Genomic DNA, 9233 nt, shown 5'->3' on the forward strand with positions numbered 1-9233 from the left:
AAACCCAAGGAGATGATTGTAAATGAAACGCGCTTTTTTACTCCCCTGCCTTGTGCTTGGTATGCTCTTGTGGGGCAGTGTGGCCCATGCAGAATGGACACCCATTACGGATGAAGTGGAAATAGATTACCAAACCCACGTAATCCGCATTTTTGTAAGTGGTAAAGACGCTAACAAATTTAAGGCAATGGCTTCCAAAATTGCGTTGGAGTATGTAGCCACCCTCACAGAGGGGCAAGACAGCAAAAAAATGGCGGACATTTTTAAAACCAGAAAGGTTATGCAAACCAAAACAGAAGCTTTACTGCAAGATAAAATACCGAGTTTTCCTGATACGACAGTTCTTAATGATGGGACAAAAACTGCCTACCTCCCTTTTGATCTCAACGCATTAAAAAGTCTTTTCCCCAACATTAACCTGCCCACCCCCTAATACGTAATGGTGTTGCATTGTCATTGCCGGAGGCACTTCATGGTTTGCAGTAAGGCTGTAACGTTGTGCATTGTCGTATTGTTGTTGCTTGTGCATATTTCAGTATCCGCTCAGGCTGCGGGCCTGGAAGTGGTAAGCGCCGGGGTGGGCCGCACCCCGGAAGCCGCCGAGCAGGCAGGCAAAACCAATGCCTTGCGCGCAGCTTTGGGCCGCATGGTGCCTGTGCCCCTGCTGGTGCAGCAGGAAGGCACCCTGCAAGAACGTGTGTTGGGCCAGCAAAACAAGTTTGTTTTGGCAGTGGAACCGTTGGGTGAGCCCCGCGTTGTGGATGGCGGCCTTGTGGCTGTTCTCCTGCGTGTGCAAGTGAATGATACCGCACTTGAGGCTGCCCTCAAGCAAGCGGGGCTGTACGTGACTTCACTGGATGGCATGAGCATGGTCACAGGCCACAACACCCATGAAAGCAGCAAGGCCGATGCCGGGGCAGTGCTGGGGGATTTTCTGCGGCCTCTGCCAGCGGGCGTCCTTAAGGCCACAGCCGACGTTGGGCAGGCCAGGCACCGCATGAGTGGCACAGCCATGCGCATTGACATACCTGTTCGCCTTGGTATTGAAAGCGCGCAGTATGCCCAATTTGTAGCAGGCATCCACACTATGCTGGAAAAACTCGGGGTGACTTCAAAGGTATATACGCTGCCGGGCACAGGCTCTCAAACTATTGCGGCCCTGCGCAAAGCCGTTGGGCTGGCGGAAAAACCTTCCAATAGTGAAGGGCCGTTGGTACTGGCTGTGTTTGAAATGGCCGGGGAAAATAGCAGCAGGTGGCGCATTGCCCAGGTGCCAAAGCCACTGGCCGCCGCATTTGGGCGTGATACCGCCATTGGCGTACAGGTTGAGCTGCTTGATGCCGCAGAGGCTGTTGTTACCTCACAAGAATTTGCCTTGGGGGGAAGTGCGCGTAAAAATGGGCCTGCCAATGTCTTTGCGTTTTCCCAATACCAGCAAGGCACGTGCGTTGCTCCTGCCATAAATTCCATGGAGTTTATGGATGGTAAGTGCAATTTTACTGCGGGGGCTGGCCCCTGGGCAGAACAAATGGTGAGCTTTACCCTTTCCTTTGAGGAATTACAGCGCATTAGCTCTGTGCGGTGTAAGGTAACCAACAGAGAATAGGGTATTGTTACTCTTGATTGCGATTCAATAAAAGTAACGCTGCATTATTTCTTTCACCACCGAGCCTTATTGTTTTTCACCGGACTGAAGGAGTCTTCTATGCTTTTGCATGAACTGCTTGCTTTTGATGCCATCCACATTCAGTGCCATGACAACCCGGATGCAGACACCATTGCCTCCGGGTATGCCCTGTACCGTTATTGCCAGCAAGCAGGCAAGCAGGCCACGCTGTTTTATTCCGGCCGCAACCCCATTTCCAAGCCAAACTTGCTGGCCATGGTGGAATCGCTGCATATTCCTTTGGCGTATGAACCAAAGCCAGCCCCGTGCCCTGGCCTGCTGGTAACGGTGGACTGCCAGTATGGCGCTGGCAACGTAACCCATGTTTCCGCCAGCCACGTGGCAGTTATTGACCACCATATTCAGGAGCGCGAGTTGCCCCCACTGGCGGACTTGCGCCCCTACCTTGGCAGTTGTTCCACGTTATTGTGGTTGTTGCTGGAAGCTGAAGGGTATGCCTTTCCAAGTGAAGTGGCTACAGCGTTATTTTACGGCCTGTATACAGACACCAACGGGTTTGCCGAGGTGCGCCACCCTTCCGACCGCGACATGTGGGATAACCTTGTGCCAGATGAGCGAATTGTGAAAAAACTGAAGCGTTCCAACCTTTCCCTGGACGACCTTGCCATTGCCTCTGCGGCCCTGAATGCCCTGGAATATCACCCGGAGGGGCGCTTTGTGGTTATGGGGGTGCCGGCCTGCGACCCCAATATCCTTGGGTTTATCAGCGATTTAGCCATGCAGGTGGACGCTGTGGATGTGGCGGTGGTTTTTTCTCACGAGCAGTCAGGTTACAAATTTTCCGTGCGCACGGGCGTGCGGGAAGTGAAGGCTTCAGAACTGGCCAACTGGCTGGTGCAGGGGGGCATAGGCTCCGGCGGGGGACATGTGGAAAAAGCCGGTGGCTTCATTAACAAGGCCATGTTTGAAAAAGCCAAGCCGGGCCAGAGCATTATGGATTTTTTATTGGCGCAAATACGCGCCTATTTTGCTGCCTATGAAATTGTGGATTGTGCCAGCAGCGGGGGTGTTGTGCTGGAGGGCATGGCTGCGTATGAAAAACTGCCTGCCCGCATTGGCTTTGTGCCGTGTGCCGAGCTGTTTCCCGATAAAACCATGCTCCATGTACGCATGCTGGAAGGCGACATGGATATTCGGGCCACGGATGATACCTATTTAATGATTGGCATTTCCGGCGAAGTGTACTGCATGGGCAAGCAGGCCTTTGCCACCAGCTATACCCCTCTGGATGAAACCTTTAAGGTGGATGTGGACTACCCCCCTGTGGTGCTGGATAAAGACGCAGGCACGCGGGTGTATTTGCTGCGGGTAGCCAAAGCCTGCCAAAGCCGGAAAAGCCGGGTGCTGGCCTGGCAACTGAGCCGAGGCATGAAGGTGTTCACCCGGTGGGATGCGGAAAATTACCTGAAAGGGGAACCCGGCGACTGGGTGGCTGTGCGGCATGAAGACCCGCGTGATGCCTATATTATCAAGCAATCGTTGTTTCCGGGGCTATATACACCCTGCCAGGAAGCGGAGTAAACGCTGTGCGTGTTTTTACCACAGAAGATATTCGCCAACTCCCCGGTTGGTGTGCTGTGGTGAAAAAGCCTAACCCCGTGCAGGTGCGCTTTGCCACGCAGGCAGGCACGCTGGCAACGCTGGAAGGGCTTGTGCCCTATGTGCCCGGCGATGCCTTATTGCAAGGCCCGCAGCAGGAAATGTGGCCCGTGGCCTATGATTATTTCCGTAAGGTATATGCTCCGGCTTCCGGTCAACCCATGGGCCAGCCGGGGGCTTACTGCAAACAGCCCACCCCTGTGGCGGCCTTGCCCATGGCAGAACCCTTCAGTGCCAGAACAGGGCAGGGCGCTGTGCTGCATGGCAAACCGGGCGACTGGCTGGTGCAGTATGCAGCGGGCCACTTTGGCATTGTGGGGGGCGACATTTTTACCCAAACGTATGATGCGGTGGAGGGGTGAAGGCACTGTTGGCCTCACGTACCTCATGCTACTATGTACCCATGCCAGGCAGAGGAAGTACCTTTGCCCGGCATATATATTGTGCTTTATAACGTTCCACCATGGTCAACGTAGTTGACTTCCCATCGGGGATGACTGCCGTCAATAAACTGCATGTCTATACTTTCTGATTTCCCAGCCTTATATGCTTTCAGGTCCTTGCCAAAGAAGTGGGAGCATGCTTCAATCACTTCCGGCGTAATCCACGGTGCCATGTTGTCAATGTTTCTTGTGAACCAGACCTCTATTCTCGTAGGGATTATAACGTCCCACTGAACTATTTCCGCAACGGAAATATCAGCCAGGCGCACGTAATAGCTGTAATCAGATTCTTCTTTGATGCATTGCGGCATCACTTTAACCATGTACGATTTTTTAATTTCGGGAAAAGAAGGTTTGCTGCTTATTTCCGTCATAGAGAGTAGGTTAACTTTTTCAAGCGCCCTATAGCAAATATAAGTATATTTTCCATTCCCAATTTCTGCAAGTTCGCCATTTTTGAAAAATACATCGTCTAATATCTTATCTATACTGAGTTTTCCTCTCCTATTTTTCAGTATAGGGTTGAGGCCTTTGGTAATGCCCTCTCTGGTTGGTGTTTTCCCATTGTCGGTTGCAAGCTGGCTGCCTGCCTGGGTTGCACTATCCGCGGTTTCCTTCTTTTTTTTCCGCAATGCTTCAAAAACGTTTTTTTCTGTTAAAATTGCAACAGGAATATCCCGGGGACCCTCAAAACTTGGAATAATAAGGTAGAATGTATTGTTGCACAGATAAAACGTATTCTTGGCATCCTCAAGTACAGGCTCGCCATATGTTTTTTTTGCTGCTGCGTTTAATGTTTCTATGGATTCTCGTGAATTCCCTTTTAGGGGGTCATTATAACGTAACGAGATAAGTTTGTTATTCTTAAACAAAAAGCTAATCTCAGTAACATGTGGTTCAAATAAGGAATCCATTAGTGCAAGGTAAGTTTCTTCATCGCTAGGCTGATTATGAGTTAATTCGAATTTTTCCAATTGTACTTGTTTCCGATAATGATCTTCTTTTGTTGCCACTTCTTGTACTTGGGTTGGGCTCATTCCAAAAGTAATACCGGGGAGAAGGGAATAGCGATTGTTGCCATACCCAGCTTTTTGCTGTTCCTCCAGCTCCACGAGCTTTGGGGTGGTGCGCTTAACAGCAACTAATGAAGCCCCCTTTGGGCCAACAGAAATAAGTGCACTTCTATTTGACAGTATTTGTATGGTACCTTTATTGTCATGTTTGATCTCTGCGGCATCTGTCCGAGAATACGAAAAAGTATCTGGTTTTTCCGTGGGCTCAATGCGCACGGAGAGTTTCTTTTCTTGGTATTTCCCTTCTTCAGGGATGTACGCAAAGAGTGTAACACTATCGTTCCCCGGTTCTGCCTGCATGCGGAAAAATGTTTCGGCTGCATCTATACGTAGTAATTCTTTTGAAAAATCTTCCTGCGCTTCTTTGGGCAACTGGTTCAGTGTATCTTGTATTGAAATCTCCCACTCTCCGTTCCACTGGCTGTAATCCACATCGCTGGTGGCCGCTGCCCGCTTTACCAGCACCACTTGCGCATTCAGGCCTTTGGCTGACCAAAGAAGAGTATTGTCTTGCTGGAGTTGTATTTTTTGAGCGGCCGCTCCGGGGGTTACGCTATTATTTTCAGTAAACGTGGGCGAGGTGCTGCTATTGCCGGGGGGAACCAGTTGTCCTTCCCACGCCATTCTTTTTGCCTGCTCCCCTGGTTTTTTGGCATCGGGTGCATACAGGGCAAATTGCAGCGTATTACTTTGTGGCTCAATGGTTATCCGTGCGTAGGCGTTTTCTCGAACGGCCTTTTCCACGGCGGCACGGACATTGGCACCCATGCCTTCCTGCTTCAGCGCCCATGTTTTTTCAAGAGAAATCGCCCACTCCCCATTCCACTGGCTGTAATCAGCGGCACATACCGTTTTTGGCGTGATGCTGGAGAGCCCAATGCAGAACAAAAAAACTATTGTTATGAGTGGCATGTTCCAACGTATTCCGCACATACGGTATATCCTTTGTTATGGGTTCTTCTTGCAGCAAACAGTTTCTTCTGCTGTTGACCACAGAGCATTTCAACTTTGAAATGCTCTGTGGACGCGTAGCGGAAACTCGCTAAGCGGGTCATTTTATTCTCTCTATCACATGGGTTTACGTTGAGTTGCCCATGTGTATTGTGAAATAAAAATACAACTTTTTAACGTTAACATGTTTTAGAGGAGCATTCTTGCTCAAACTATCTCCTGAGGTGAAGGGGCGGTCCGCATCATTGAGTTCAAGATTTTTTCAACGCTCATAACATACTCCTTATTGTGTTTAGAATGTATGGAGGGGGTTCTGGAATAACGTCATAATTGGGGGTATTAGCACGTGGCGCAATACACCGTGTGGCAATTGAAAAGCTATTTGGTAACGGCTTTTACTATACCCAATGTGAAGCCTAAAAACAAGGTAATGGCATGCAGCACCGTGGGCACAAGAGGAATCCAGTTAATAAGGGGGATGAATTCAAAAGCCATGGCCAGCAGGGGAAAAATGAGTAACCAGAGGTGCTTTATGGCATAGCCACGCAGGCCCGTTGTAACAACCAACCCGACCATGCAGGTAAAATGCAGTGCCAGAATGGGGTTCATATTGCCAGAAGCGGCAGCACTGAGAATGGAAAGAGAGGAAGTTGAGCCAAGGTAAGGCAGCATGTAGGTGGGCAGAAGGAACAGCATGTATAGCAGGAAAAAACAGAGTCCATTGCCAAAAAAGTGAAGAACCGAGCGCACTTTCGCCGCCGGAACACTTGCCCTGTTTGTGGTGTGGTTCTGTTCGGTTTTACTGGCGCAGTCCAGGCACGTGCTGGCGCTGGTGCCATTGGTAGGGGCAAATTCAAGGCCACATTGGGAGCATATTGTTTGATAAGATTCCATGGTATTCTCCTGAAAATGAATAATAGTTGAAGGCCGAACAAATGGACTGCACGGGGCATGGCAAAAGACACCCCTTGCCTGGCAACAATGGTGCATTGAGCAAGGTGAAGGTGTGACGTGGCAAACGGCGTATGGTTCCCATGCGCAGGGGTCTGCGGGGAATACGTTGTTTGCTCCTGTGCGAAGCAAGTGTGGGGAAACAATAAGAAAGAACTCAAAAACGATGTTTTGAGAAAAGATATACGTGTATACTTAAACAGTGCCCCAATTGATGGGGGTAGCTCAAAGTACCTTGTTCACACGTTCCATTGTAGAACTTGCTTTCATGAACAACGTATTCACTGACTAATAAAAGGAATGGAGTATCCTGTCAAGGGGCAGTACCGCAGCACATGCCGCCGTTATTCTCCTGTGTGTTGCGCGGGGCGCACCGCTGTATACAGCAGGGGGAACAGCTCGCGGGTAATAACATACAGGTCGGTGCTGTCGTTTTTGGGTTGTATCAGCCAGTCCCCTGGGTTTCCACGAACATACCGGCGTGAATCCCAACGGGTAAACAGCTTTACCCCGTGGTCCAACTGGCGGGCAAGCACCCGGTATTCTTTGCTGATGCACCCTAGAGCATGTTGCAACAGGGTTGTGCGGTTCTGGGCATTGTCTTTGCGCACAGTGGGAGGATACAGAAACGGCCTGGGGTTGGCAGGGGCGTTGGTTGGTGTGTACAGGCTGTCGAACTTCTCTTTGGCAATGGGGTACACTTCACCTTGCAGGCCTATCATCAAATAGGTATCCGCATTGGCCACAACAGTAATGTCCCCTTCCAGCATGCGCACATGCAGCACGGTGCCATTAGTAAACACATCTTCACAACGAATGTAGGCAAGTTCTACAGGGTGTTTTTGATAGGCACGGAACCCTTGTGTGCTGAAGTGAGTTATGGCGGCGCAATCAATAACGCTATAGCTGTTCAGGTAGCGTTGTAGCTGGGCTTGGAAAAAGGCAAGGGGCGTTGTACTGCCCTGGGTGCATTCCTTTGCAGGAATAACACCACCAGCCTGCTCATGGGTGCCCCCGGTGGCGTTGGCCTTGTTGGCACTGAACCACTGGGCAAGGTCTGTTGCCTGCACATCACGCACGGCGCTGCTAATGGAAAAGCGAACGTCTTCCTGCGTTTCTGAAAACACCACAGCCATGTCTACCTTGTTCACCCGCATGGCCAAGGTGCTAATAAACGTACGAATGCTGGGGTCGCAGGGCAGTACATTCACCAATACATAGCGCCCTTCGGCATGATACTCCAAGGCATTCAAGGCCTGTGCCGTGGTGGCCAAATCCTGCAATGAAAGGTTGGAACGCTCCAGCTTTCGGAATAATTCTTCGTCAATCACCAATGCTTCGCGCATGTCTGCGTCCAGGGGAAACCGGATTTCGGTAAAGGCATTGCTTTCAATGTACAATGAATAGAGCAAGGCCGTGGCAAGCCCTTTTTCAAGCGTGTAGTCTGCGTCGTGCAATAAATGCCACACAAGCGTGGCGCAACAAGTAAGGTGCGGGCGAATGTCGCTTTGTTCTGGCAAGGGGGTTGCTTTGGGGTGGTTGTCTAAAACAACAAGGCTATCACACCCTATGGCTGTTGCACCGGGTGTTCCGGGCTGGCAGCCCACAGCAATGATGAGCCCCCTGCATGGGGCTGGGTCTGTTCTGTGCTCTAAAGGAATGGAAAGCTGGTGCACCAGTTCCACCACATTGGGTCGGGAAATGGGTTCCTTACCTGCATAAAATATGGTGGCGGGCTTTCCTTTAGAGCGGAAAAAACAATACAAACCAAACGCCGCAGCAATGCTGTCCACGCCGGGTGCGTCTGGGCATTGAATGGCAATGTGCTTTTCTTGCGCTAATGCATTGAGTTGTAGCTTTTTTTCGGGCAAAATCATGTGGCACTCGTTAATACGTTGCATTCATTTATTCTGTTTGTGAGGCTCTAGATGCTACTGCAGGAGAGCAGAATATACAAGCGATCAATGCTGCCCGGTTAAAAAAAACGGACAGCATTGAGGTAGTTTTTCTTGCACAATTGTTGGGCGTAGTGTGACGTATGTCATTCACGGCATATCCGGATTTATACTTTTGTTGAGCTTGACTGTTGCTGTAAACGTTCCTCACTTCCAGGAAGATGCGGTTTCAAAATTTTCCAAATTTGAAATGTGCATTATTTTTGTAGCAGCAAATTAGGTGCATCCCAGGACACTTTTTTATCTGGTATAAGTGGTGAACATTTTATAAGTTGCATAAGAATGAGCCATCTTTGATGGGGGACTTCGTAAGGTTATAATGCGGAGTGCAGGGGCGCATATGGGGTTAGCGGTGGGGTTAGTTCGGGGTGCATCTGGATGTCGTTTCGTGTCTGTGCATGTATGCTAACACTACGAAATCATTGTCTCACAATGGTGCAGCTATGCCCTTTCACGGCGTCGACAGGGGTTCAAATCCCCTTGGGGACGCCAATAGTAAATTCAGGCACTTACGTGTAAAAACGTAGGTGCCTTTTTTCGTGCTGTGCTAACCTATTGCTAACCACTTGCGTAA

Annotated in this window: 7 protein-coding genes and 1 tRNA gene; 5 read left to right on the forward strand and 3 right to left on the reverse strand. The window is 50.0% G+C overall.

The genetic code is table 11. The annotated features are described in order from the left end of the window. The first annotated feature begins 22 nt into the window (after positions 1-22). The 4 genes from G497_RS0112250 to G497_RS18095 all read left to right on the forward strand — a co-directional run bounded on the left by G497_RS0112250 (position 23) and on the right by G497_RS18095 (position 3648). On the forward strand, positions 23-433 hold the full coding sequence (locus tag G497_RS0112250) for a hypothetical protein (RefSeq protein WP_027188358.1): 411 nt from the start codon (positions 23-25) through the stop codon (positions 431-433). A gap of 39 nt (positions 434-472) precedes the next feature. Beyond that, the gene (locus tag G497_RS0112255; protein ID WP_027188359.1) at positions 473-1606 is read left to right on the forward strand and encodes a hypothetical protein; all 1134 of its coding nucleotides are present in this window, start codon (positions 473-475) and stop codon (positions 1604-1606) included. 99 nt (positions 1607-1705) lie between these two features. Further along, positions 1706-3208: a DHH family phosphoesterase gene (locus G497_RS0112260; RefSeq protein ID WP_027188360.1), complete on the forward strand. Its 1503-nt coding sequence runs from the start codon at positions 1706-1708 to the stop codon at positions 3206-3208. Between the two features lie 5 nt (positions 3209-3213). Then, entirely contained in the window at positions 3214-3648 is a 435-nt protein-coding gene (locus G497_RS18095) for a PGDYG domain-containing protein (protein ID WP_051258105.1), read from the forward strand. An 86-nt stretch (positions 3649-3734) separates the two neighbouring features. Here the strand turns inward: G497_RS18095 and G497_RS0112270 are convergent, their stop codons facing one another. The 3 genes from G497_RS0112270 to G497_RS0112280 form a co-directional block, all read right to left on the reverse strand. Further along, positions 3735-5735, reverse strand: coding sequence for a hypothetical protein (locus tag G497_RS0112270; RefSeq protein ID WP_027188361.1), 2001 nt, complete (start codon positions 5733-5735; stop codon positions 3735-3737). 396 nt (positions 5736-6131) lie between these two features. Then, positions 6132-6647 (reverse strand): hypothetical protein, encoded by a 516-nt coding sequence (locus G497_RS0112275; protein WP_027188362.1) that lies wholly within the window; start codon positions 6645-6647, stop codon positions 6132-6134. A 401-nt stretch (positions 6648-7048) separates the two neighbouring features. Then, positions 7049-8581, reverse strand: coding sequence for a DHH family phosphoesterase (locus G497_RS0112280; RefSeq protein WP_027188363.1), 1533 nt, complete (start codon positions 8579-8581; stop codon positions 7049-7051). A 499-nt stretch (positions 8582-9080) separates the two neighbouring features. Here G497_RS0112280 and G497_RS20225 point away from each other — a divergent pair. Beyond that, positions 9081-9151, forward strand: a tRNA-Glu gene (locus G497_RS20225). Positions 9152-9233: the final 82 nt, after the last annotated feature.

The organism is Desulfovibrio cuneatus DSM 11391 (assembly GCF_000430005.1).
Lineage (GTDB): Bacteria > Desulfobacterota > Desulfovibrionia > Desulfovibrionales > Desulfovibrionaceae > Frigididesulfovibrio > Frigididesulfovibrio cuneatus.